The organism is Bacillus sp. FJAT-22090, from assembly GCF_007676755.1.
Lineage (GTDB): Bacteria > Bacillota > Bacilli > Bacillales_A > Planococcaceae > Psychrobacillus.
Map to the genome: position 1 here is coordinate 127,049 of NZ_VEBK01000010.1, position 23,576 is coordinate 150,624.

The following is a 23,576-nucleotide window of genomic DNA, read 5'->3' on the forward strand; positions in this document are numbered from 1 at the left end:
TTGGGGAACTCGTGGGACTCTTTGGGGAACTCGCCACCCGCTTCGAAGGCAAGCCTATATAAAAAGACCAAGTCCATTTTCGACTTGGTCCTCTGATTTATTAGTTTGCAAACTTCACTGCGGCAACGATGATCATAATCCATCCAACTAAGAATGCGACGCCGCCTATTGGAGTAATTGCTCCAAGGACACCAATTCCCGTTAAACTCAAGACATATAAGCTACCGGAAAATAAAATAATCCCTACCAGCATTAGATATCCCGCTGTATTTAATGAAGTAACCGGTCCAATCAATTTACTGCTCATGAGAATGCCAATTGCAACTAATGCAAGTGCATGGAACATTTGATATTGAACAGCCGTTTCCCAGATCGCTAAATACTTTTCGGATAGTTTTTCCTTTAAAGCATGCGCTCCAAAAGCGCCAAATGCTACAGCTAAAAATCCATTTATAGCACCTGCAATGATAAATAATTTCACAACAATTCCTACTTTCTATGGATATACTAATTAGAAATCAAATAATGATTCTCCGTTTGCATCGTTTTCTTTTAATGCGATCGGCTGTGTTGACAGTACCGGAGTAGATAGTTCTTTGACAATCGGAGTTTGTGATGGAGCTGCCGAATCCAATATCACATCACATAATGCACGGATTGCTGCCAATGCTTCTCGTTTTGATTGGTCGTTGCCAGCCATTTTGGCTTGCTGGAGTTGTTTGTCTATTTGAGTTAAAATTTGTTCACTAGAAATCATCGTCTTTGCCCCTCTTCTTGCTTTGGTTCAAATTTTAAGCATTCCACACCAGAGGTACGCTTTACTAAAACGGATGGAAGCTCTTTCGTCTTAAATCCGTAAGCTTTGCACCCGCGTGGATGACGGGCATCCCATGTGGTAAAAAAGTGGCGGCATTTAAAACAGTTCACTGCCATTTAGTTCCCCGCTTTCCATTCCATATAATAGCATAATTATATACAAAAATCGATTGGCTTCTCTCCCCATGCGATGAGTTGAGCATTTATTTTCGAATAAGGTTTGCTGCCAAAGAATCCTCTATGCGCGCTTAATGGACTTGGATGTGGCGCTTGTAAAATCTTATGTTTTTTTGTGTCGATTAGTTTGATCTTCGATTGTGCTGGCTTGCCCCATAATACAAAAATAATAGGCTTATCTCTTTCAGATAATTTTTTAATAACGACATCCGTAAACGTTTCCCAACCCATGCCTTTATGCGAATTTGCTTCTCCCGCCCGAACGGTCAAAACCGTGTTGAGCAATAAAACCCCTTGCTCTGCCCATTTCACTAAATATCCATTCGAAGGAATGTCACATCCTATGTCATTCGAAAGTTCCTTGAACATATTACGTAAACTTGGTGGCACCCGGACACCTGGTTTCACCGAAAAACTCATACCATGTGCTTGTCCTTCTCCATGATATGGATCTTGACCTAGAAAAACTACCTTCACTTCATCAAATGGCGTTACACGAAACGCACTTCCAATTTCGGTACGCGCAGGATAAATTGTTTGCTCTGCATATTCTTTGTCTAAAAAAGATTGTAATGCAACAAAATAAGGTTTTTCCCATTCTTGGCCTAAAACATCCTTCCAGCTTGGCATTCTAATCACTCCTTAAACTCTACTTGCACGTCGTAGTCTACTAGCTGGAACATCTCTTTGACAGACTTCGCAGCATTTTCTTCCGCAAGTTGTAAGATGCCTTGTCCAGTAGTTTCTTCTATCATCATTTCCTTTGCAGTTTCTGCAAGCTCGTATGCTTCTTTTATATCCGCTTTTTCGCGAAATAATCCTTCATATGAAAATACTTCTACTTGATCGAAGAAAATTTCAGGTCCTCCTAAAAATTGTGGGACTGGCAATGTAAGCGTAGCTGTCTTATTTTCTTCATCCACTTTAATATCGGACTCTGTCACTTTTGAAAAATCAACACCCGCTTTCACAGATCCTGGTACAACTACAAGCAGCTGTCTTTTTGTCCCTGGCAGATCAACGCCAATTTCTTTCCCAAACAATGCATTATCCTGTCGTTCAATAATTACTTTCGTATAGGCTTGAGCCGTTGATAACTCATTTAAACCTTGTACTTGCTCTACAAATGACCCCTTATTCTCCGTAAAAGTACTTCCTTTAATGGCCCAAAATGCAGCAAATGGGAGGGCTGCAATTAATAGAAGAATTACAACTGCAATGACTAAAAATGATTTTGTACCAAATCTATATAAAGCACGTGGCTTATTCCAAAAAGAAAATCCTTTTCTTGAAGGATTTTCTGCAATCGTTGCTGCGGTTTCGTTTTGTGCTTTCAGTTCTTCTAACAATTTTTCCATTTCGCGAATTTTGTCATCTTTTCGCATATCATCCCTCTTTCCCTGTTATTCTACTAAGTTAACAGTACAGAAAAGTTTCTCGTTTAACAACTATTTGATACATGGTACGATGAATAAAAGGGGAAATGTTTATGGCTGATTTGCATTATCGAGAAAAGTTAAAAACTATCGAAAAAGCTGCTAGCACGAATGAAATATCCGATAAAGCTAAAAATATGGGAATGGGTTGCTTTACTTTGGGGATGCTTTTATTTATTGGTTTTCTCCTATTTTTAGCTATTTCATTATTTATTAATAAGATTTTATTTGGCTCGATTCTAACTTTCATTGTTGCAGTTCTTTTGGTGATTATTCTTGTCAAACTTTGGAATGCTCCAAAACTTCCATAATATATATTCCGACAATTGTCTGATATAATGAAAAAAAGTAACTTTTATTCAAAAGGAGATTCTTTACATGTCGATTAAAAAAACATTAACAATTGCAGGCTCAGATACTTCTGGAGGAGCTGGAATACAAGCGGATTTAAAAACATTCCAAGAACATGGGACATACGGTATGAACGTTCTTACAGTGGTTGCTACTATGGATCCCGATAATGGGTGGAGCCACGGAGTTTTCTCTTTACCTGTCGAAGAGATTCAACGTCAAGCAAAAACAGCATTATCTACGAATGTGGATGCGATTAAAACAGGTATGTTAAGCACGGAAGAAATTATCGAAACAGCTGGAAATATTATTGAAGAATCAGGCGTTAAAAATGTTGTTATCGATCCTGTTATGGTTTGTAAAGGCGAAGACGAAGTGTTAAACCCGGGCACAGTAGATGCAATGATCAATCATTTACTACCACGAGCTTTAGTTGTCACTCCTAACCTTTTCGAAGCGGGACAACTTTCAGGTTTAGGGGCATTAAAAACAATTGAAGATATGAAAGCAGCTGCTGAAAAAATACATGCACTTGGTGCAAAGAATGTTGTCATCAAAGGTGGAAAACAATTAGCACATGAAAAAGCGGTTGATTTATTCTTTGATGGACAAACTCATACGCTACTTGAAACAGAAAAAACAGATACAATGTATAATCACGGAGCTGGTTGTACATTTGCTGCTGCTGTGACGGCTAACTTAGCAAACGGATTTTCGGTTGCCGACTCCGTATTTGAAGCGAAGGAGTTCGTTTCTGCAGCAATCGCGCACGGTTGGAAATTAAACCAATATGTTGGACCAGTTCTTCACGGTGCAAAAGGTAAGTATGGCGCTCCAGAAGTAACAACTACAATTGTATAAGTATTTTTAAATTCGCAAAGTCATTTTTGGCTTTGCGAATTTTTTGTTTGGAATTCATAATCTCAATCATTCGCTTCCAAAACTTTTTTTCATTATACTTATAAAAGACAGTATGTTAGGAGGCAACAATAGATGGAACTTGTAAATGTGGAACAATTACAAACGCTTTTGAATAACTTTGCAGACGAAGATATTTATATACATTTAGAAACGACGAATGGTGCGTATGCATCACATTTTAATGAAAATGTATTCAATGCCGGTGCCTTTATCCGTAATGTAATGCTTCGATATGAGCTTGGAAAAGTGGCTGGCGAAGCCCCACATCGTGTAGGTCTTAAATTACCTCATGGTTGGGTATATGCTCAAGGTATTACACATTTTGAATTAGATGAACATGGACGCTTACTAATGGCTGGTCACGATCAAAGTGGAAAGCTTGCAGTAGCGCTACAAATTAGTAAAACACCATTCACTTATTAAGGAGGACGAACAAATGACTTTACCAATGGAACGACATGTCTTAGTCGTATTCCCTCACCCTGACGATGAGGCTTTCGGTGTTTCCGGTACGATCGCCACTTATATAAAGCAAGGAATTCCTGTTACATATGCATGCTTAACTTTAGGAGAAATGGGCAGAAATTTAGGAAATCCTCCTTTTGCAACACGCGAGACATTACCTCAGATCCGAAAAGAAGAGTTGCTGGCATCTGCTAAAGCAATGGGCGTTACAGATCTTCGAATGATGGGACTTCGCGATAAAACGGTCGAATTCGAAGATGATGAAAAAATGGTTGAAATGATGGAAAATCTAATTGCCGATACAAACCCTTCATTAGTTATCACTTTTTATCCGAACTACGCTGTACACCCCGACCATGATGCAACTGGACGTGCAATGATTCGTGCAATTCGCCGAATGCCTGAAGAAACTCGTCCGACTATTTATGCCCTTGCCTTTTCAAATGATACAAAAGAGGTATTGGGAGAGCCGGACATCGTGCATAATATTAGAGAGTCTAAAGAGGAAAAAATGGGATCCATGCGAGCACATATTTCTCAAACAGCGTGGATGCTAGAGGAAATGGATAAACGTTTAGCAGATGGTGAACCAGAGGCTGAAAACTGGCTACATTTCGAACGCTTCTACACGTATGACTTTAGCAAAGATTTCGAATAATAGAACATCTTCTCAGTTTATAGACTTTTTGATATGCATGAATTATTATGTACAAATACTGTGAGTTTGTGCATAATTATTCAATTACAGAAAGTTGGTCTTAACTTGAAAAAGTTTTCTCTATCAACCTGGCTTTTATTCCTGTTACCTTCGATAGCAGGTGTTATATTATTTATGATTCCCCTTCCAACTTCGGAAGGATTTAAAATTCCAATTGCTCTATTTTCTAATATCCTATCCACAGCAATAGCTCCATTTGTTCAATGGATTGCATTAATCATGATATGGATTGCCGCAATTGGATCGGTTATGTTCCTGTTCGTACAACGAAAGGATACATTTGTAAATCAATTATTTAAAGTGTCTCCGTTTTGGACAATTACGCGTGTAGTTGGGGCTGTTTTCGCTGTATTAGTTATTTTCCAAATTGGTCCAGAAGCTGTTTGGGATGAAAATACTGGTGGAATGCTCCTTAGCCCAGACGGTCTAGTATCCTTCCTTTTCACTATTTTCTTATTTGCAGGGTTATTATTACCATTCTTACTAAACTTCGGATTGTTAGAGTTTTTCGGTACGATGGCAGTAAAAATAATGCGACCACTCTTCAAGTTACCAGGTCGCTCTGCAGTAGATGCTCTAACTTCTTGGGTTGGTGACGGAACTATCGGTGTTTTGCTTACAGCGCGACAATACGAAGAAGGATACTATACAAAAAAGGAAGCAGCTATAATTGGTTCTACTTTTTCGGTTGTCTCGATTACATTTTGTATCGTTGTATTGGATGAGGTTGGTCTTTCCAACTATTTCTTGCCGTTTTATTTTACAGTCTTACTATGTGGACTTGTATTAGCATTCATCATGCCTCGTATTTACCCACTAAAAGGTAAGCCAGAAGAGCATATTGATGGTCGTCCATTGGATTTGGATGCAGAGAATTTTCCAGAAGGCTATAATGCTTTCACGCACGGTTTAGAAAATGCTCTTATGAAAGCAAATGATAATCGCTCCATCAAGAAATTTTTGTCAGACGGTATTAAGAACGTAATTGACTTGTATATAGGTGTTGCCCCCGTGGTACTAGCTTTTGGTACAGTCGCACTTATGCTGGCTGAGTTTACACCCGTTTTCACTATTTTAGGAAAACCGTTCGAACCACTATTAATGCTATTTGGTATTCCCGAAGCGGCTGAAGCAGCACAAACAATGGTTGTAGGATTTGCAGATATGTTCCTTCCAACTTTGCTAACTGGTGGAATAGAATCAGATGTTACTCTATTCTTTATTGCAGCCATGTCTGTTACGCAGTTAATATATATGTCTGAGGTTGGAGGATTGTTGCTTGGTTCGAAAATTCCAGTTAACTTTAAGGATTTAATTGTCATTTTCTTACTACGTACATTAATTGCTTTCCCAATCATTGCAGCTGCCGCTCATATATTATTCTAATTAAAAACAGCCGACACTTAATCTGAGTGTCGGCTGTTATTTTTATTTGGAAGCTAGCTTTTCTAACATATCTTTCGTCATGGCGTCCAAATCATATTTATAGGTGAAGCCCCACTCTTCTTTAGCAGCAGTTGCATCTATTGAATCGGGCCAACTGTTTGCTATCGCTTGACGAACAGGATCTACATCATAATCTAGTGTAAATGTTGGAATGACTTTTTTGATAGACGCTGCAATTTGCTCAGGCTCAAAGCTCATTGCCGTTACGTTAAATGCATTTCGATGAATCAACTTAGACGCATCCGCTTCCATCAAGTCCACTATTGCTTGAAGCGCATCCGGCATATACATCATATCCATATACGTTCCTTCTGCAATATAGGATGTGTACTTCCCTTCTGCTAACGCTTTATAATAAATGTCTACAGCATAATCCGTCGTTCCCCCACCAGGTAAAGTTTCGTTCGAAATTAAACCTGGGAAACGTACACCCCGAGTATCTAGTCCAAATTTATGGAAATAATAATCGCAAAGTAGCTCACCAGATACTTTGTTTACGCCATACATAGTTGTTGGACGCTGTAATGTATCTTGAGGAGTGTTTTGTTTAGGAGTAGACGGTCCAAATGCTCCAATTGAGCTTGGTGTGAAAAATTGCATGTTCAATTCACGAGAAGTCTCTAGCGCATTCATAAGTCCACCCATATTTAAATTCCACGCAAATAGGGGTTTCGCTTCCGCTGTCGCCGATAAAAGCGCAGCCATATGCATCATCGTATCTGCTCCAAAACCTTTAGCAATGTGATACATTTTTTCTGCGTCAGTTACATCTAGAATTTCAAAAGGCCCTTCTGTTGTTACTCCTGACGATACCTCTCTAATATCCGTCGCAAGTACATTGTCAGTACCATATTCCTTACGAAGCTTTGTAATTAGTTCTGAACCGATTTGTCCTAAAGCTCCGGTGACCATAATTTTTTTCATGCTGTCTACTCCCTCTCGAAAACAATTGTATTTTTGGAAAGAACACTTTTCTATTGTATAAGCCTTATTTAATGATGTTTTAATTGTTTATATTATATGCTGTTCTTTTCAAAAATACAATAATGAATTGCATGTCCATTTGGTATAATGTAAGAAATAGGAGGTAGACATGAAAATTCTTCGATTTGTATTAATTTTTTTATTGGGTGTAGTTCTAACAGCTGTCATGACAGCTTTTGAAATTAACTTTTGGATCACCTATTTGAGTATAATTGTTTTATATGCGCTCTTATTAGTTGCTCCAACTATGTATATCGTGTATAAATCTAATAATTTAAAACGGATAGAACGCTATTTAGTAACAAATAAAAGAAAACCGCTTTTTGCATATGCTTTAGCTATTAAATCAGGCAACCGTGAATCAATCATAGAAGCGATTCAAGTCATTTTAAACAAGTATAAACAGCCCTTTATTCAACAAGTGTACAAAACGAATTTAGCGCTGTTTGAAAACAATGTATCCAGCGTGGATCTGCTTGCCAAGCAAATAAGCAAAGAGCCGCTTCGAACGTATTACATGGCTTACGCTGAAGCACTGAAAGGAAACTTTGAAGAAGCTCATGTTTTAAAAGAGAATTTATCAAGTGCATGGATGCAACACGCAATTGAAGCGATTATCGCTAAGGAGAAAGGAAATATGGAGGCGTTTAGTAAGGAAGCAGCGACAAGTATCGAATGTGCGAGGGGGATTCAGAAGTTTAGTTTGGTTTATTCGTTTAAAAACATGAAATGATAAAAGCAGCCAATGAATTGGCTGCTTTTATCATTTCATTCAGTTACTTAATTACCCCAAGCTCTTTTCCAACCTTCTCATAAATCGAAATTGCATCATCTAGCATTTCTTTTGTATGAGCGGCTGTTGGCATGTTGCGGACACGGCCTGTGCCTTTTGGTACGGTTGGGAAGACGATGGATTTTGCGTAGACGCCTTCTTCGAATAATCGTTTAGAGAATTGCTGTGTTAGCTTTTCATCTCCAATAATACATGGAGTGATTGGTGTTTCAGAAGCACCGATATCAAAGCCAAGTTTAGATAGACCAGCTTTTAAATAGTCTCCGTTTTCCCATAGCTTGTCATGTAGCTCGGTAGAATCGATGATCATTTGAACTGCTGCTGTAATAGCTGCTACGTCACCTGGTGGAAGAGCCGTTGAGAATAAAAATGGACGAGAGCGAACTTTTAACCAGTCGATTAAGTCCTTTTTCCCCGCTACATACCCACCTACAACACCGATTGCCTTAGATAAAGTACCGATTTGGAAATCGATTTCTTTTTCTAAGCCGAAGTGTTTTACCGTTCCTTTACCTTTTCCAGTTACTCCAGAACCGTGAGCGTCATCTACATAAGTGATTAAGTCGAATTCTTTTGCAATTTCTACGATTTCTGGAAGTTTTGCGATATCGCCATCCATTGAGAATACGCCGTCTGTAATCACCATTACTTTATTGTATTGACCAGATTCTGTTGCCTGTTTTGCTTTTGCACGTAAATCTTCCATGTCCGAGTGGTTGAACGGAATAATTTTTGCTTTGGATAGTCTGCAACCATCAATAATAGATGCATGGTTTAACTGATCCGACAAAATAGCGTCATTTTTATCCATTACAGCTGAAATTGCGGCCATATTGCAGTTAAAGCCTGATTGATATGAAATTGCAGCTTCTGTGCCTTTGAATTCAGCCAGTTTTTGTTCTAATTTTACGTGAAGGTCGAGCGTCCCATTAATCGTACGAACTGCTCCTGCTCCTACTCCGTACTTGTCCACTGCTTCTTTTGCAATTTCCTTAAGCTTCGGATTTGTTGCAAGACCTAAATAATTATTGGACGATAGATTGATCAGTTCTGAACCTCGAACTTGAATCTTCGCACCATTTGCTCCCTCGACTGGGTCGATTTCGTTATATAAGCCTTGATTTTTTAGTGCATCTAAGTTTTCTGTTAAGAAATTATTTAATACGTTTGACAAGGTCATCTTTCCTTTCAAGCGAAATAGTCCTCTCTAGTTTAACATGATTGAGGGAAAATACGAAAAAAAGCGAGCAGAATATTTCTCTGCTCACTCTATGGTTGCGATCATTTTATCTTGTAAAGTTGTCCATTTATCTTCATCTATCGTAGAATCATAGAGCATTTTAATCGTCTTAGAATCTCCTGCATATGTGCTAATATAATCTTGTGCAAGTTCCATTTCGTTTACATACCGTTGTTTCACTTCTACAATCTTTTTCTCATCTAATAATGTTTGCTCTATATGTGGAAAGAAGTCTACGATTTCGTCTCCATCTCGCTCAGGGTCATAAATATGCGGACTTGTTGCATCTACCATGCATAACTGTAACTCTGGGATGACTATTCCATCCACACTATTCGCATCTAGCCCACACCATATAAAACGAATGTCTAGCCCATGCAGCTTTGCTTCTTCCCCAAACTTTTTCATAAAAGAAGATTTCCCACAACCAGGCAGTCCTTTTATATAGAGTCTAGATTTTAAATTTTTTGATATTGATTTTAACGTATCCTGTGCCCCTACCGGAGTAAGTGAGCCCATTAAACGATGTGTCACTTTTGGTGTTTTTTGAAGATGCACATTGCCAATGCATTTCTTTTTTAATACTGCTAGTAGTCCATTTATGCCGTCCCAATCAATCGCTGGCTGTATCAACTGCTCCCACTCATCATGGATAGTCTTCGCTTTGGATAAGGTTCGAAGCCCTTTTGTTAACCAAACATCATTCGCAATTTGCTTATCGCGTATTAACGGTCCTAAATCTTTTAGCCTTTCCTCATCATACGCCTCATAATAAGGAACCCACTCATGACCAGCACCGTAGTAGGTAGGATCTGCGGCATCTGTTTGTAAATACAGTGTTTTCGTATCCAGTATATATACCGCTTCTAATAATTCCTCATGAAGTGGATCATAAAACCATTCCATATTTTTGCCTCTACGAATAGCGGCATAGCCTATTTCTTTCAATAGTTCTGTCAGTCGATATGAAGTCGGTCCTTTAAAAAAATATACTTTTTTAGCTTCTTGAATAAGTTCTTTATAAAAGTTCTTCACACCTTGGCCCGTATACGATTTCCCCATATAATGCGTTATTGTACCGCCCAAATCGTCATCCTTTCTATCCTTGGTTCAATAGATAATATATGCGCGAATATAGGAAAAGATGAAAAGCATAAAAATCATTTCTAATCTTCCATATAAAATCACATCGACTAAGCCAACCCCAATTGCCATATCCATCAATTGAAATAAAATAACTTATCCATCAATACTTGTAATATCAACGAGCAACTAGTTAAATACATTGAACTGACAGTTACCCTATAAAAAGCGACCAACCTTATATCAGTTCCTTTTTCAGCCTACTCCTACTTTTCTAACAATCTAAAAAACCATTCACAACTAAGTTGGAATGGTTACGATATTTCTATTTCTTGGCTGAGTTAAAAACTATGCACTTTCTGTTTGAGTGATTGCTGCAGTCCGCCCTTTTGTCATCTTCAGGAGATCCGACAATACCAGCTTCACTTGAAGCCCTATTTTGCCGCCACTTACAATGATAAAATCATTTTTTTCCGCACTGACATCTATTATTGTAGGATATAATTTTTTCATACCAATTGGTGAACATCCTCCCCTAACATAGCCAGTAGTCGTAAGTAAGTCCTTTAACGGCAGTAACTCCACTTTTTTCTCCCCAAACACTTTAGCTACTGACTTTAGATTTAATTCATCGGAAACAGGAATAATGCATACATAGTAAACGCCAGATCCTGCCGTTACTAGCAATGTTTTATATACTACAACAACAGGATAACCGATTTTATTGGCAACAGATACACCGTCCACTTTGTCACCTGTTAACTCGTATTCAATTAGCTCAAAGTCAACTTTTTGCTTTTCCAAAATTCGTATAGCATTTGTCTTTTGTATTTTTGCCATTATCTTTTGCTCCTACGCAATTCGGAAGAAACTAGGCTCAAGATCAGAAAAACCATATCGCTTTAAGTGTACTTGATAGGAATACTTAGCAATTGCCTTTTCTTTTAGGCGTTTTTTCTGTAGGCTCTCTAGGTCTTCTTGAATTGTTTTTGTAGATGGGGTATCGGAAAAGGCATGGTTGGAAACAGCAGCTTCATCCTCTAATTGCTGTTTAACTTCCATTGCGATTTGACGATTCGCTTCCTCATGCAATACTATTTGCCCATTCACTTGTTGAATTTTCGCAGATGCATTAGCAGCTACACGCAAATCTTGTGGAGTAGGCTTTTCAGCCGCAAGCGCGTTACTTCGTACTTTTTCTAATAGCTCAACGGTCTTTTCCAAAGTATGACCACCGATTGTTTGTACAGGGATACCGGGTCCTTTAATATCGAGCATATTTGTAGACTGTTTATTCGAGTTCTCTAGTTGTTGAAATTCTCTAATAGCAGCACTCACTTCTGGGGCTTCTGGTTCTTTTTCTTTGTTTCCAAGTAGTAAGTCTTCCAGTTCCTCTAAGGAAGGTATTTTAGGTTGGAAATAGTCTGCTTGTCTCCTGTATGCATCCCCAGCATCTTTACGTTGCAATGTTCGTTTTCTTTCTTCAAACGTTGCTATTTGATTAGATATGCCATTCCCAGTAGCTCTTACCAAACTCATTCGGTTCACCTCTCGCCTATAAACTTTATATAGAATATTTTACCACATTATCAGAATAATCAAACGTCCAAAGGTCATATAAAAATAAATGAAAAAAGATATGACAATATGAGCCCATCCGAATTGCTTGCGGGTCTTTTGATCTACTTTTTATAAGGCTCATAAATATTCGGTAAAACGCGAAATATCTATGTTTTTGAAGTGCTTTGGATAAACTTATACTGGATGATAACCGACTTTTTTTAGAGATGGGAGATTCTTAGTTTGGCAGGATCATCTCCATATTGTTCTTAATAGCTTCTTCGCTCATTTCTCCCGTAATTATTTTCTCTATTTTACCTTCTTGGTTAATAAGTAAGGTTGTTGGCAAAGGATTAATATTGTATGCATCCAACACACTTTTATTATTATCTATCAATACCGGAAACGTTAAACCCTTTCGATCGATAAATTTTTGGAGTGCAAAATCAGATTCCCCTACGTTTACGGCTAAAATTTGAAGCCCTTGATCTTTAAATTCTTGATATTGTTTGTCAATTAGAGGAAACTCTCTTTCACATGGCTTACACCAAGTCCCCCAAAAGTTTAAAAATACTCCTTGCCCTTTGTAATCGGATAGTTGATGTTTTTCTCCTTCCATGTCAACAAGGGCAAAGTTCGGAGCCTTATCCCCTACTTGTAATATCGCTGTTTTTTCTTTTGTTAAATTTGAATAAATGGTAAAGGAGATGGCTCCAACCATTATGATTAATATAATTGAACGCATGTAGAATCGCTTTTTCTTTTTATTCATCGTTACAAGTATCCCTTCTTTCGTTATTTACGCTTCCAAAGCAATAGCATCATTATTGTTATAAATATAAATGCAATAAGCGCCAAAAAAGGAATTGTCACAAAACCGAACCAGTTTATGTACTGTCCTGAGCAGGGGACTCCGTTTGTGCATGCACTAAACTCTTGCATGGAAGGGATTTTTTGAAGCGCATAATGATAACTAGACATAACTAAGCCGAAAATGGATATCGGCAATATATATTTATATATATCACGGTCATTCCGATAAAAAGCGATTCCTAAAAAAATGACAAGCGGATACATTAAAATACGTTGATACCAACAAAGTGTACATGGGACAAAACCCATATGCTCGCTAAAAAATAGACTTCCGACCATCGCAATAATAGATACTATCCACGCAAAGAAAAGCGGTTTATTTACCATTAGATGCCTCTTCCACCATTTTTGAAAAATCGTCCATCGTACTTCCGGTAAATTCCTTACCACCAATAAAAATGGAAGGCGTAGAAGTTACCCCAAGATTATTCGCTTCGTTCATATCTTTCTGCCATGCTTCTTTTCCCGCGCTCTCGCTATATGCATGCATGACTTTTTCTATTTCTTCAGGGCTTGCTACTTTACCTAAAACCGTTTTTAAAAACTCATCAGTCATTACGTTCTCTTGCCCGGATTCGTTTGTTTGGTTGGCAAACAATAGATCATGGAATGTCCAGAACTTCTCATTCCCAAGTTCTTTATAAACTGTTTCTGCAAATTGTGCGGATGTTGTTGAGTCTGCAGCTATAAAAGAATAGTTCATAAAGTAAAACTTTGCTTTTCCAGTTTCAACAAATTGCTCGTTGATAATCGGGAAGAGAGTATTGTTGAAATCTCCGCAATGTGGGCATTTATAATCTCCAAATTCTACAATTTCAACTGGCGCTGATTCTTCCCCTATATACGGCTGATCCGTATAATCGATTACAGCAGATTCTTGTTTAGCATCCGTTAATAAAATAATTCCTACGATACATACAACGATTATTCCAACGATCCAAAATATTTTCTTAGACAAATAAATCTCTCCTTCTTTAAACTACATATTGTAGTGTATTGGGATAAAAAATTTACGCTATTAAAGCGTAAATAAAAAATACACAGATTAAACTAAAAATAATTAACGATAAAATTACTATCTTCAACGGAATCTTAAATTGAATACCTTCTAATGGGTTCAAGATATATTCAATTCGATAGTTAATAGATGTGTCCGCAAATGATACATATGCATAAGGCATTTTTTCAGCTACGCCTATTTTAATCATTTTCAATAGTGCGCTACCGATGTGAACAGATGTCTCCTGTTTTTTAATGGCAAAATCATCTGCCAGTACTTCCTGCATAATTCTATATTGTTTATTTAACCATTTCAAAATTGGGATATACCCCATTGTGGATGCGCATAGGGATAACAGAAAGACTTTTAGCGGATCCCGCTTTTCTTGATGATACATCTCATGGGCAATGACTGCTGTTAATTCCTCATCTGTCAATAAGCTTATTAGGCCTGTGGAGATGATGATTTTAGGACAGATAAAACCCATTGTAATCGCAATCGGCGTTGGATGCGATATAATGATCAAATCTTCTTCCTTGTTGCAATAGGCCTGATTCATATTCTTTGTGAGCGTGTTCTCTTTATATTGCTCTAATCGTTTCTTCATACGCGATGTTTGGATCAATTGGGTAGATATATGCCAAATCGAAAAGGCTAACGTAAAGATTACGAGTGCGTCAAGTGCATATTCAAGAGAAGAAAGACCGATCGCCTTCATCCAACTATGACATGCAACTACTAAATTAAATTTGACGTTCCACCCTGCTAGCATAGAGATGACGTACAATGCCATCTGCAAGAAAACTGTACCAGAAATGACAAGTGAGATGATCAAAATAATGGACGCTTGGCGCTTTGACATAGGTTACAAATCCTTTTTCAATTCTTTTATTTTTTGCTCGAGTTTGGCAACAAGATCCTCATCTACATCTTCGAGTGCATCTAGCATATGGCTTACGACAACACTTCCGAATTCATCCATCAATTCATTCGTCATTTCTTTCGACTGTGCATTTAGAAAATCTACTCTTGATTGGACGGGTTTATAAAGCGATGATCTACCTTCTACTCTCTTTTGCAATATTCCTTTCTCGACTAATCGATTCATCACGGTCATCACAGTGTTGAAATTCGTTATCTTTTCCTTGTCGAGCACTTGTTGGACATCTTTAATAGTCATTTCTACATCATTCCAAAGAATATCCATGATCTTTGCTTCAAGAGGACCAAAAAAGCGGTTTAATCCACTTTCATTCATTGCAAATTTACGAATTCTCATATTTAACACCTCACATTACACATTGTAGTGCAATTACTTCTTAAATGGAAGTATTTAATTCTTAAAATTATTGATTTTACAGCGTTTTCATTTTTTCATATAACCCCTAAGAAATGTAATCGCTTTGGGTGATAAATTAAAATAAAACGGACAAGCAGAAATCGTCCATCGTTGCTTTTTAATGTTCACACTGTGTACGTTTACTTATTATTATTGCGTTCTTACATCCACTTTTTATTCATAAAATGATGAAAAAGAAAGAGGTGTATGTTGTGCAAGACATTCATAGTATTTGCAACCAGTTTGCTCAAATAGTTAATGGTATAGCAAATATAAAAAATGGTGTTTGTTCCGTTGAGCTAGGACGAAATTTTCCACTTACAATACAAAACCGTCCGAGTCGTAGTGCACTTCCTGCTGGAATAACTTTTGAGTCATTAGATTACGAAGGGAATGCACTTAACCTTGGTGAAGTGGTAGTACTTCAAGAAGAATTGCCTTCTTTCGTTACGGCACTCGTAAAAAACAATCTAATTGTTAGTGCTATTCATAATCACTGGATTTTTACTAATCCAACTATTTTATATGTTCACTTTCAGTCTGTAGAGTCTCCCTTATCCTTTGCACGAAAATCCGCAGAAGCGTTTAAAGTGTTGAAGCACTAAAATAATGAATCTCAACATTCCCCCTATCACTTTAACATTTTTCATATAAAGTATTGCAAAGCATACAATTATGTTAAGTAATAAATGCTTTATAATGGGAGAATCCACAACATTGTTGATCAGTGAAGGTGTTGGTCAAAATAATAAAATTCAACATGTCAACAATTGTAAAGAACCATTTAGAAGTGTTAATGATTATTAAACTATTTATTCATATTGGAGGATACTTTCTAAATGAACAATAGAGAAAGTAATAATAAAAGTAACCAAAATTCCAATTCTTTAATTCGTGCGGCTGAACTTGCACTTGTTGGCGAACTATTATCGACAATTGGAGATGTGATTTCCACTATATCCGCTGTTCTTGCATTGGAAGAAGAACGACAAGAACAAAGTGAAAGTAAAAATGTACAGGAACAGTTGGATTATTTAACTAATGAAATAAAAATCCTAAAAAAACAAATTAATGACGGTAAATCCAGACGTTTTTAAAGGATAGTTTTCTATGTATAACTATGTTTATGTTACATCTCATACGAAAAAAGAAATAGGTTATATAAGACTCAAAACTAGAATTATCTGTTAAAAACCTCTCGCTCGAATATCATAATGCTTTTAAACATTACACACTGTAGTGTATTTACCTTCTCGAGTCAAATATTGTTTATCGAAATGAAAAAGGGTTGGCCAAGTTAAGTTATGACACAACCCTTTCTCGTATTCTCGTTAGTCGAATTTTATACCCTTTAATAAATCAGCAAAGGCATTATTAATCGGCTCTTCCTCTTTTTCCTGCTGTTTCAAATACTTCTGAACAGAGCGTTTATCCACTTTACCATTACCTTCTTTTTTACGACGTGCTTCGAAGGCAGATAATTTTTCTCTATAACCACATTTACAAGTGAAGATTTGTCCATCCCCTTCACCACGCAGTTCTAGTTTCTTTTTACATTGTGGACAACGTGCGTTTGTTACACGTGCCACATTTTTACGGTGTCCACATTCACGATCCTGACAGACTAGCATTTTGCCTTTTTTACCGTTCACTTCAAGCATCGGTTTACCGCAATCTGGACAAGACTTTGTAGAAATATTGTCGTGTTTATATTTCTTGCTGCTGCTTTTAATTTCAGAAACGATTTCTTTCGTGTACTTCTTCATTTCCGCAATGAAAACTTCTTTTTTTAGTTTTCCATTTGCAATTGCCTCAAGCTTTTGTTCCCATTCACCAGTTAATGTAGGAGATTTCAATTCCTCTGGTACTAACTCAAGCAACTGACGACCTTTTGAAGTAATATGAATATCTTTACCACGCTTTTCGATAAGGAACGAGTTGAATAGCTTGTCGATAATATCCGCACGTGTTGCTACCGTACCCAATCCACCAGTAGATTTTAATGTGTCCGCAAGCTGCTTATTTTGCGTTTCCATATATTTCGTAGGATTTTCCATTGCCGTTAATAAGGTTGCTTCGTTAAAGCGTGCAGATGGTTTTGTTTGACCCGAAGTTTGGGCAATAAGCTTTACGTTTAATGAATCGCCTTTTTCGATGCGAGGTAAGATCTGCTCTTTTAAATCATCTGCAATATCTTCATCTTCAAAATGATTTTGGTAAACCTCTTTCCAACCACTTACTAAAATCGTTTTTCCTCTCGCAACAAAATGCTCGTCCCCAATTTTCGCACGCAGCGTTAATTGTTCGTATTCAAATGCTGGGAACAGGACTGCCAAGAAACGTTTTACGACTAGATCATAAATTTTACGTTCTTTATCATTGAATGCAGAAAAATTGACGTATCCTTCAGTCGGAATGATTGCATGGTGATCCGAAACCTTGCTGTCATCCACAAATGATTTAGATGTTTTTATAGGCTTAGTTAAAACTTTGTTTGCCAATGAACGGAATTCACCTACCCCACAAGCTTTAAGTCGCTCAGGAAGTGTACCTACGATGTCCGATGAGATGTAGCGTGAATCTGTACGAGGATATGTTAATACTTTGTGCTGCTCATACAGCTTTTGCATGATATTCAATGTTTCTTTTGCGGAGTAACCAAAAATTTTATTTGCATCGCGTTGTAGTTCTGTTAAATCATACAAACCAGGTGCAAATGACTTCTTCGGTTTTTTCTCGATTTCAGTAACAGTCGCATTGCCCTTGCCTAACTTTTTCACGATAGCATCCATTTTTTCTTTATCGAAGCTGCGGCCATTCCCCTTCGCATCTTGCCAAGTGAGCTTTAAGTTATCTACTGTTTGCGCTTCAACACCATAATAAGTTTGTGCCTTAAAATGCTTTATCTCATCTTCCCGTTTAGCAATAATCGCTACAACCGGGGTCTGAACACGCCCACAATTTAACTGTGCATTGAATTTTGTGGATAATGCACGACTGGCATTTAAGCCGATATACCAATCGGCCTCCGAACGAGCTACCGCGGAGGCATATAGGTTTTCATACGCTTTACCAGGCTTTAAGTTGGCAAATCCATCTTTAATCGCTTTATCGGTTACCGAGGAAATCCATAAGCGTTTTATTGGTTTATTCACTTTTGCTTTCGCTATGATCCAACGCGCAACCAGTTCTCCTTCACGACCAGCGTCAGTTGCGATAATAATTTCGTTAATATCCGAACGAATGAGCTGCGACTTCACCGCATTAAATTGTTTGCCCGACTGCTTAATCACGGATAGCTTAAGATTTTCTGGCAACATCGGTAAATCTTCTAAATTCCACGTTTTATATTTAACATCATAACTTTCTGGATCCGCTAACGTTACTAGGTGACCTAGCGCCCAAGTCACCACATAGTCACGACCTTCCAAATAGCCATTTCCTTTTTTATCACATTTAAGTACACGCGCAATATCGCGTGCAACAGATGGTTTTTCTGCTAATACTAAGCGTTTTGCCATACATAACATCCTTTCGTAAATCCATATGCTAAATATATCATACCGCTCATATTTTTAATCATTCTTGGGCCTGTTTGGTTAGTCTTGATTCAAATTTTGGAAACAAGTCTATATACACAACCTTTAGAGCACTTCTCGAACTAGTTGCTTTCACTTTTCAATCGTCCCGTTTTCCTTTTATCGGTAAACAACACAACCAGTTTATTTTATCTGAATAGATATAGAGCCATCTAAGTAATTTGGGTACGCTACAAAATCTATTTTGACGGGATTAATAATATCTTTTGTATCCACTGTAATTTTAGTGTGTTGCTCCTCTTCATCTCCCCAGTTACTTTCCGTAGGTATATCAACCACTTCTCCTTTTGCATTTTCTCCTTGCGAAAATAAGGAGTACATATGATTTTTCCTTAATGGATGATATTTCAATTCAATTGAATTGCTGCCAACATCTATGACTTCCATTTTTCTATCGGACGGTTGCTTCAAAATTTCTTTCTTACTAAAGTCCACCAGCAAGTAGCTTTCCTCTTTAGAGAGCGCCTGCACCTTATCGAATTTTAAATACAACTCTTTTGGCTGTTTAAAATAGTTACTTTGAAGAAAATAGGTTCTTTCTTTGTTGCCCACTCCGCCAAAACCACTTGTTCCATTTTGAATAGAACTCCATACCTCTCCATTTTCATCTTCTATTCGCATATCTTCAAATTGCAAAATTTCCATATCATTTTGCCCGTCAAATGCTATCTTTACTGCTACTCGAAGAGGATAAAGTATAATGTTCTTCACTACCATTTTTTGTCCGTCCATCTCTACTTCACGATTTAAGGTATATATTTTTCCTTGTTGAATTTTATTTTTTAAAGTAAATGGTATTTTAAAGGTCGTTTGTTTGTCATTTTCTATTTGTAAGATCAATTCGAATTGCTTAGAAGTAAATTGCTTTGTTTCTTGAAAAGTAAAGCTAATTTTTTCTTCTATTCGATTTGTTTTTTCCTGATGAGCATAGCCATATGAAGTGGACGCATTATCACTTAAACTATTTCCATCGTTTAATACATCAACATTTTCAAATTTAATTTTTTCAATGTTAGACTTAGCTTCTAATGTATAAAATATTTCCATTCCTGTTTCATCTAAAATGACCCCATCTATAGTGAGCGTCATATTGTCTTTCACTTGGTTGACGCCTACCGACTCATAATAATCATTTTCAATGATGGCTTCTAAACCTTTATCAAACTGAATAAGATCCACAAACCTTTCCATCCCAGGTATAGATGCGACTGCGTTTGCAAATGCAGGGGACACCTGAATAGAGGTGATAAATGAAAGCATGAGTATCGCGGCTACAGATATAGTCCAAAGTGTTTTTTTATGCTTTCTTCTTTTCCGTTTTGCTTTTAGCATACCTTGCTGAATAGCCTCATCTATCTGTAGCTCTGGGACTTCGATTTGCTCCAATTGTTTCTTCGATTCATTTAGCATTTCTTCCTCTTTTTCATACATAATCTATGTCTCCTTTCTCTGATAGGAATGTCCTTAGTGACTTGAGTGCTTTGTGGAGCCTCGACTTAACGGTTCCTTCCGGGATCCTTTCGATTTCGGCTATTTCTTTAATTTTCGTATTGTGGTAATATTTCAGAAAAATCAGTTGCTGCTCTTCGTTCGATAAGGATGCAATTGCTTCTTCTATTTCTAGCTTCGATTCATTCGCATGAGCCCCAATCTCTCTAAGTGTTTCACTTGAAGTATACCGCTTCCTTTTTTTCAATTGATCTTGACAATAATTCATCATCACTCGGGTTAGCCATGTCTTTATATACTGTGGCTCTTTAACTGTATGTATTTTTTCATAAGCTCTGTATGTCACTTCCTGTATCGCTTCAATTGCATCATGTTCATTTTTTAAAAAGGCAAAAGCTGTTTTATATAGTGCGTCTTTATGCAATTGTATGAGCTGTATAAATGCTTGTTCATCACGCTCTATAGCTTTTTCCGCGATTTCCATTTCCTCCACCTGCGTCACCCCATTTCACTTGTTGTTATACATTAGACATCTGAATTAGGAAAAAGTTCATTTATTTTTCAAATAAAAAAGGATACCCCAACAAATGGGCATATCCTCTAAATTTTTTAGTGTGTATCAATAGGTTCTTTGCAAAGACTTTTACTCATTTCTGCATATTGTACGAATACACGTGCAAGTTCACGGAGACGATTATGCACATCTTCGTCCACTATTTCGTTGTTTTTATCGAAATGGCTCATATGCGTATATACATAGTTCGGTGTAACCAAACATCTAAAATAGTCCAAAATAGGCTTCAGCTGATTTTCAATAACTAAGTGATGCTGGTAGGTTCCACCATTGGCAACTATCGATACTGGCTTATAGCGCATCGTTTTAGGATGTAAGAAGTCAAAAGTATTTTTCAATACGCCTGGAATCGACCCTTGGAAAATAGGTGTTGCAATGATATAGCCATCCGCTTGTTCGAACTTGCCTACGAGTAGCTTCATATCTTCATTGTATTGCTCGAATGGTCGCCCATCGACAAATTGATGCTCATAATTATCCAGCTTAATAATTTCTAATGAGTGCTCTTCATTAATTTCTTCTATATATTCTTTCACTTTTTCTAGAATGACACCTGTTTTCGTGCCTATTATTGTTCCATCTACGAGTAGAATTTTCACTGCTATAGAACCTCCTTTACCCGTACTTTATTGTATCAAAGAAGAAGCTTACTTGTGAGATAATTAAGAGGATTATAAAAAAGTTCATTCTTTAGACTGAAGTCTTTAACTGATAGATTTTAGGAAATCTACTATATGTATTCTCTTCCAAAACAGCGAAACAGTTAATCGCCTATTTCATCTTCTTTTACAAAAATGTCTTTTCGCTTACTCCAATCAAAGAGCTCTTCTCTTGGAATCGGCATCTCTTCTATCGTTTTAGCATCTAAAATTTCTTTTGTTTTATATATGCGTACATTCCCTTTATTGCCATGCGTAGCATAATGGTACATTGCAAAGGCAAGCTGTTTCCCCTCTATTGCTCGCAGCTTTTGAAAAGGTCCTATGAGAAGCGGATTTAGTAATTGAAAAATTCCTTCCGCTAAACGCTCACCTAATCGAAACTCCGCTCGTTCCCCTGTTAACAGGGTAGGTCGAAAAATAGAAAGATGGGGCAGGTTCAACTCAATCAGCTCCTGTTCCATTCTTCCTTTTATACGGCTATAGAAAAAAGGTGATTTACTATTTGAACCAGCCGCAGATATAACATAAAAGTTTGGAATACCCCGTTTTTTAGCTAAAGAAGCAATTTGTAGAGGATAGATTAAATCTACTTTTTCAAACGCTTCTTTCGTTTTCGCTTTTTTCATTGTCGTTCCTAGACAACAAAACAAATCATCTGCAATATCCAAATCATTTTCTTCCAATTTGTCAAATTCCCGAATTTTCACATCTAACTTAGCATGTGTATATGTAATGGTTTTTCTAGCAATTACAGAGATAGCTACGTATTCTTCACTTTCACAAAGTTGTTTTACTAGGAACCGACCCGTCAATCCGGTTGCCCCAACTACGATCGCAGTTCGTTTTGCCAACATACTCTCCCCTTTACGCTTTTCTTTTTGTCTAGCTCCAGTGCCTAGCCCCTCGAGGTCAAATAACCTTTCCTCCATGAAGTCAAAGAGCGACTTCTTTTCGGAAAGAACATTTGCTTTTCAGGGCTAAAATAGGCACTTGCGCTTTTCTTTTTGTCATATACCCCTGTCCCTTTCCATACAATAAAAGAGAATATGCTCTGGAAAGGAAGATGAAAATTGAAACTAGCTTATCTATTAAATACATTTCCACATCGCGGTTTATACCCTGCTGACCGGGCAAACACCCTATTACCTGCTTTGAAAACATCTGAATATAAAGTTTTTGTGCCTAGTACTAATACAAGCCTGCTAAACTATTTAAAAAAACAAAATATCAAAACTTGCGCATTTAATAATAATGCACATTTACTAGAAGAATTGAGATCATTTAATCCGAATTGCATCATTCATGATAGTGGAAATTCGGAGAAAGATTTAATACGTCGTTTAAAATCATTTAATTGTCCGCTTATTCATTTTGATGACCATGGAGACGGCGGTACTTTAGCGGATTTAGTTTTCCAAACATTATACGAGAACCCCAAGGATCTCTCAAAAGAACATTTTATTTATGGACATACCGGGTATATCCCCGTTCATAAAATTAGTTATAAAAATAATAACACGTTATCCGATCCACCGCATATTGTTGTAGCTTTTCCACATGAAGACCCAGAAAACTTAACGTATCGCACATTAAGACATCTTGTACAACTTCATATTCCTTTACAGATTAGTGTTTTAGTAGATGAGCATTATAAGCATGATATTAATGATCTCAAACGATTTGCCCTTACACGCAAGTCCATTAAAGTTATCTCCACCAATGAACCGGAATCCATCATCTACACTAGTGATATCGTCATTAGTTCTGGCTCTTACATGCCTTTCTTAGTTACACAGTTACAAATTCCATATATTGTACTTTGTGCACATGAGGAAGAAGTCAATTATGCATTCCCTCAAGAAGGACATGGTTTCGCCAATTTAGGACTAGGCCGAAAAATAAAACAATCCTATTTACAAAATGCAGTAATGGAAATCATTTTACATGATAATAGAAGAAAGGCTTATATCCAAAAACAAAAGCATCTTGACTTTAGTTCTAACTTAGTAGAAGTAGTGGAACTTATCGAACAAACGATTGCCAATAAAAAAGCCGAAGAAGAAATCGTACGTTAAGCCAGTTTTTGTGCT

At 37.2% G+C, this 23,576-nt stretch carries 29 protein-coding genes; 9 read left to right on the forward strand and 20 right to left on the reverse strand.

Annotated features, from left to right (window positions below):
- Positions 1–100: 100 nt before the first annotated feature.
- From FS486_RS13435 to FS486_RS13455, 5 genes are read right to left on the reverse strand one after another with little or no spacing between them, the layout of a single operon-like run.
- Positions 101–481, reverse strand: a complete 381-nt coding sequence (locus tag FS486_RS13435; RefSeq protein ID WP_144512064.1) for a DUF423 domain-containing protein — start codon at positions 479–481, stop codon at positions 101–103.
- Between the two features lie 30 nt (positions 482–511).
- Positions 512–757, reverse strand: coding sequence for a YwdI family protein (locus tag FS486_RS13440; RefSeq protein ID WP_144512065.1), 246 nt, complete (start codon positions 755–757; stop codon positions 512–514).
- The gene (locus FS486_RS20315) at positions 754–933 is read right to left on the reverse strand and encodes a uracil-DNA glycosylase (RefSeq protein WP_144512066.1); all 180 of its coding nucleotides are present in this window, start codon (positions 931–933) and stop codon (positions 754–756) included. The genes FS486_RS13440 and FS486_RS20315 overlap by 4 nt, the downstream gene beginning before the upstream one ends.
- Before the next feature lie 36 nt (positions 934–969).
- Positions 970–1,623 carry a uracil-DNA glycosylase gene (locus tag FS486_RS13450; protein WP_144512067.1) on the reverse strand — a complete coding sequence of 218 codons (654 nt, stop codon included), beginning with the start codon at positions 1,621–1,623 and terminating at the stop codon, positions 970–972.
- A gap of 5 nt (positions 1,624–1,628) precedes the next feature.
- The gene (locus FS486_RS13455; protein WP_144512068.1) at positions 1,629–2,378 is read right to left on the reverse strand and encodes a DUF4230 domain-containing protein; all 750 of its coding nucleotides are present in this window, start codon (positions 2,376–2,378) and stop codon (positions 1,629–1,631) included.
- A gap of 104 nt (positions 2,379–2,482) precedes the next feature.
- Between FS486_RS13455 and FS486_RS13460 the strand changes: the two genes are divergently transcribed.
- The 5 genes from FS486_RS13460 (at position 2,483) to FS486_RS13480 (ending at position 6,270) form a co-directional block, all read left to right on the forward strand.
- A complete protein-coding gene (locus FS486_RS13460; protein ID WP_144512069.1) occupies positions 2,483–2,740 on the forward strand; it encodes a hypothetical protein in 258 nt (85 codons plus the stop codon).
- A 67-nt stretch (positions 2,741–2,807) separates the two neighbouring features.
- Entirely contained in the window at positions 2,808–3,641 is an 834-nt protein-coding gene (gene thiD, locus FS486_RS13465) for a bifunctional hydroxymethylpyrimidine kinase/phosphomethylpyrimidine kinase (RefSeq protein WP_144512070.1), read from the forward strand.
- A gap of 132 nt (positions 3,642–3,773) precedes the next feature.
- On the forward strand, positions 3,774–4,124 hold the full coding sequence (locus FS486_RS13470; RefSeq protein ID WP_144512071.1) for a YojF family protein: 351 nt from the start codon (positions 3,774–3,776) through the stop codon (positions 4,122–4,124).
- A gap of 13 nt (positions 4,125–4,137) precedes the next feature.
- Positions 4,138–4,824, forward strand: a complete 687-nt coding sequence (bshB2, locus tag FS486_RS13475) for a bacillithiol biosynthesis deacetylase BshB2 (RefSeq protein ID WP_144512072.1) — start codon at positions 4,138–4,140, stop codon at positions 4,822–4,824.
- A 105-nt stretch (positions 4,825–4,929) separates the two neighbouring features.
- Complete coding sequence (locus FS486_RS13480) at positions 4,930–6,270, forward strand: YjiH family protein (RefSeq protein WP_144512073.1); 1,341 nt, start codon at positions 4,930–4,932, stop codon at positions 6,268–6,270.
- Between the two features lie 42 nt (positions 6,271–6,312).
- On the opposite strand, the gene FS486_RS13485 is transcribed toward FS486_RS13480, so the two are convergent.
- The gene (locus tag FS486_RS13485) at positions 6,313–7,254 is read right to left on the reverse strand and encodes an L-threonine 3-dehydrogenase (protein ID WP_144512074.1); all 942 of its coding nucleotides are present in this window, start codon (positions 7,252–7,254) and stop codon (positions 6,313–6,315) included.
- 169 nt (positions 7,255–7,423) lie between these two features.
- Between FS486_RS13485 and FS486_RS13490 the strand changes: the two genes are divergently transcribed.
- Positions 7,424–8,047 (forward strand): hypothetical protein, encoded by a 624-nt coding sequence (locus FS486_RS13490; protein ID WP_144512075.1) that lies wholly within the window; start codon positions 7,424–7,426, stop codon positions 8,045–8,047.
- A gap of 43 nt (positions 8,048–8,090) precedes the next feature.
- Here FS486_RS13490 and FS486_RS13495 read toward each other — a convergent pair whose 3' ends face one another.
- From FS486_RS13495 to FS486_RS13535, 9 genes are all read right to left on the reverse strand, one after another.
- The gene (locus tag FS486_RS13495) at positions 8,091–9,281 is read right to left on the reverse strand and encodes a glycine C-acetyltransferase (RefSeq protein ID WP_144512076.1); all 1,191 of its coding nucleotides are present in this window, start codon (positions 9,279–9,281) and stop codon (positions 8,091–8,093) included.
- A 90-nt stretch (positions 9,282–9,371) separates the two neighbouring features.
- On the reverse strand, positions 9,372–10,433 hold the full coding sequence (locus FS486_RS13500; RefSeq protein ID WP_144512077.1) for a hypothetical protein: 1,062 nt from the start codon (positions 10,431–10,433) through the stop codon (positions 9,372–9,374).
- 345 nt (positions 10,434–10,778) lie between these two features.
- Positions 10,779–11,270 carry a Cys-tRNA(Pro) deacylase gene (ybaK, locus tag FS486_RS13505; RefSeq protein ID WP_144512078.1) on the reverse strand — a complete coding sequence of 164 codons (492 nt, stop codon included), beginning with the start codon at positions 11,268–11,270 and terminating at the stop codon, positions 10,779–10,781.
- Positions 11,271–11,282: 12 nt separating this feature from the next.
- Positions 11,283–11,969 (reverse strand): hypothetical protein, encoded by a 687-nt coding sequence (locus tag FS486_RS13510; protein ID WP_144512079.1) that lies wholly within the window; start codon positions 11,967–11,969, stop codon positions 11,283–11,285.
- Between the two features lie 259 nt (positions 11,970–12,228).
- On the reverse strand, positions 12,229–12,762 hold the full coding sequence (resA, locus tag FS486_RS13515) for a thiol-disulfide oxidoreductase ResA (RefSeq protein WP_144512080.1): 534 nt from the start codon (positions 12,760–12,762) through the stop codon (positions 12,229–12,231).
- 23 nt (positions 12,763–12,785) lie between these two features.
- A complete protein-coding gene (locus FS486_RS13520; protein ID WP_144512081.1) occupies positions 12,786–13,190 on the reverse strand; it encodes a disulfide oxidoreductase in 405 nt (134 codons plus the stop codon).
- Positions 13,180–13,821 carry a DsbA family protein gene (locus tag FS486_RS13525; protein ID WP_144512082.1) on the reverse strand — a complete coding sequence of 214 codons (642 nt, stop codon included), beginning with the start codon at positions 13,819–13,821 and terminating at the stop codon, positions 13,180–13,182. Before FS486_RS13525 ends, FS486_RS13520 begins: the two co-directional genes overlap by 11 nt.
- 52 nt (positions 13,822–13,873) lie before the next feature.
- Positions 13,874–14,725: a M56 family metallopeptidase gene (locus FS486_RS13530; protein ID WP_144512083.1), complete on the reverse strand. Its 852-nt coding sequence runs from the start codon at positions 14,723–14,725 to the stop codon at positions 13,874–13,876.
- A 3-nt stretch (positions 14,726–14,728) separates the two neighbouring features.
- Positions 14,729–15,142 carry a BlaI/MecI/CopY family transcriptional regulator gene (locus FS486_RS13535; RefSeq protein WP_144512084.1) on the reverse strand — a complete coding sequence of 138 codons (414 nt, stop codon included), beginning with the start codon at positions 15,140–15,142 and terminating at the stop codon, positions 14,729–14,731.
- 272 nt (positions 15,143–15,414) lie between these two features.
- On the opposite strand from FS486_RS13535, the gene FS486_RS13540 reads away from it, so the two are divergent.
- Positions 15,415–15,807 (forward strand): DUF1259 domain-containing protein, encoded by a 393-nt coding sequence (locus tag FS486_RS13540; RefSeq protein WP_144512085.1) that lies wholly within the window; start codon positions 15,415–15,417, stop codon positions 15,805–15,807.
- A gap of 234 nt (positions 15,808–16,041) precedes the next feature.
- Positions 16,042–16,299, forward strand: a complete 258-nt coding sequence (locus FS486_RS13545) for a hypothetical protein (protein ID WP_144512086.1) — start codon at positions 16,042–16,044, stop codon at positions 16,297–16,299.
- A gap of 234 nt (positions 16,300–16,533) precedes the next feature.
- Here FS486_RS13545 and FS486_RS13550 read toward each other — a convergent pair whose 3' ends face one another.
- From FS486_RS13550 to FS486_RS13570, 5 genes are all read right to left on the reverse strand, one after another.
- Complete coding sequence (locus FS486_RS13550; protein WP_144512087.1) at positions 16,534–18,723, reverse strand: DNA topoisomerase III; 2,190 nt, start codon at positions 18,721–18,723, stop codon at positions 16,534–16,536.
- A 201-nt stretch (positions 18,724–18,924) separates the two neighbouring features.
- The gene (locus FS486_RS13555; RefSeq protein WP_144512088.1) at positions 18,925–20,232 is read right to left on the reverse strand and encodes a DUF4179 domain-containing protein; all 1,308 of its coding nucleotides are present in this window, start codon (positions 20,230–20,232) and stop codon (positions 18,925–18,927) included.
- Complete coding sequence (locus FS486_RS13560; RefSeq protein ID WP_260858113.1) at positions 20,225–20,734, reverse strand: sigma-70 family RNA polymerase sigma factor; 510 nt, start codon at positions 20,732–20,734, stop codon at positions 20,225–20,227. Before FS486_RS13560 ends, FS486_RS13555 begins: the two co-directional genes overlap by 8 nt.
- Positions 20,735–20,859: 125 nt before the next feature.
- The gene (locus FS486_RS13565; protein ID WP_144512090.1) at positions 20,860–21,423 is read right to left on the reverse strand and encodes an NADPH-dependent FMN reductase; all 564 of its coding nucleotides are present in this window, start codon (positions 21,421–21,423) and stop codon (positions 20,860–20,862) included.
- Positions 21,424–21,587: 164 nt separating this feature from the next.
- A complete protein-coding gene (locus FS486_RS13570; RefSeq protein WP_144512091.1) occupies positions 21,588–22,337 on the reverse strand; it encodes an NAD-dependent epimerase/dehydratase family protein in 750 nt (249 codons plus the stop codon).
- A 219-nt stretch (positions 22,338–22,556) separates the two neighbouring features.
- Here FS486_RS13570 and FS486_RS13575 point away from each other — a divergent pair, with 219 nt between their 5' ends.
- Positions 22,557–23,561: a hypothetical protein gene (locus FS486_RS13575; RefSeq protein WP_144512092.1), complete on the forward strand. Its 1,005-nt coding sequence runs from the start codon at positions 22,557–22,559 to the stop codon at positions 23,559–23,561.
- Positions 23,562–23,576 lie beyond the last annotated feature (15 nt).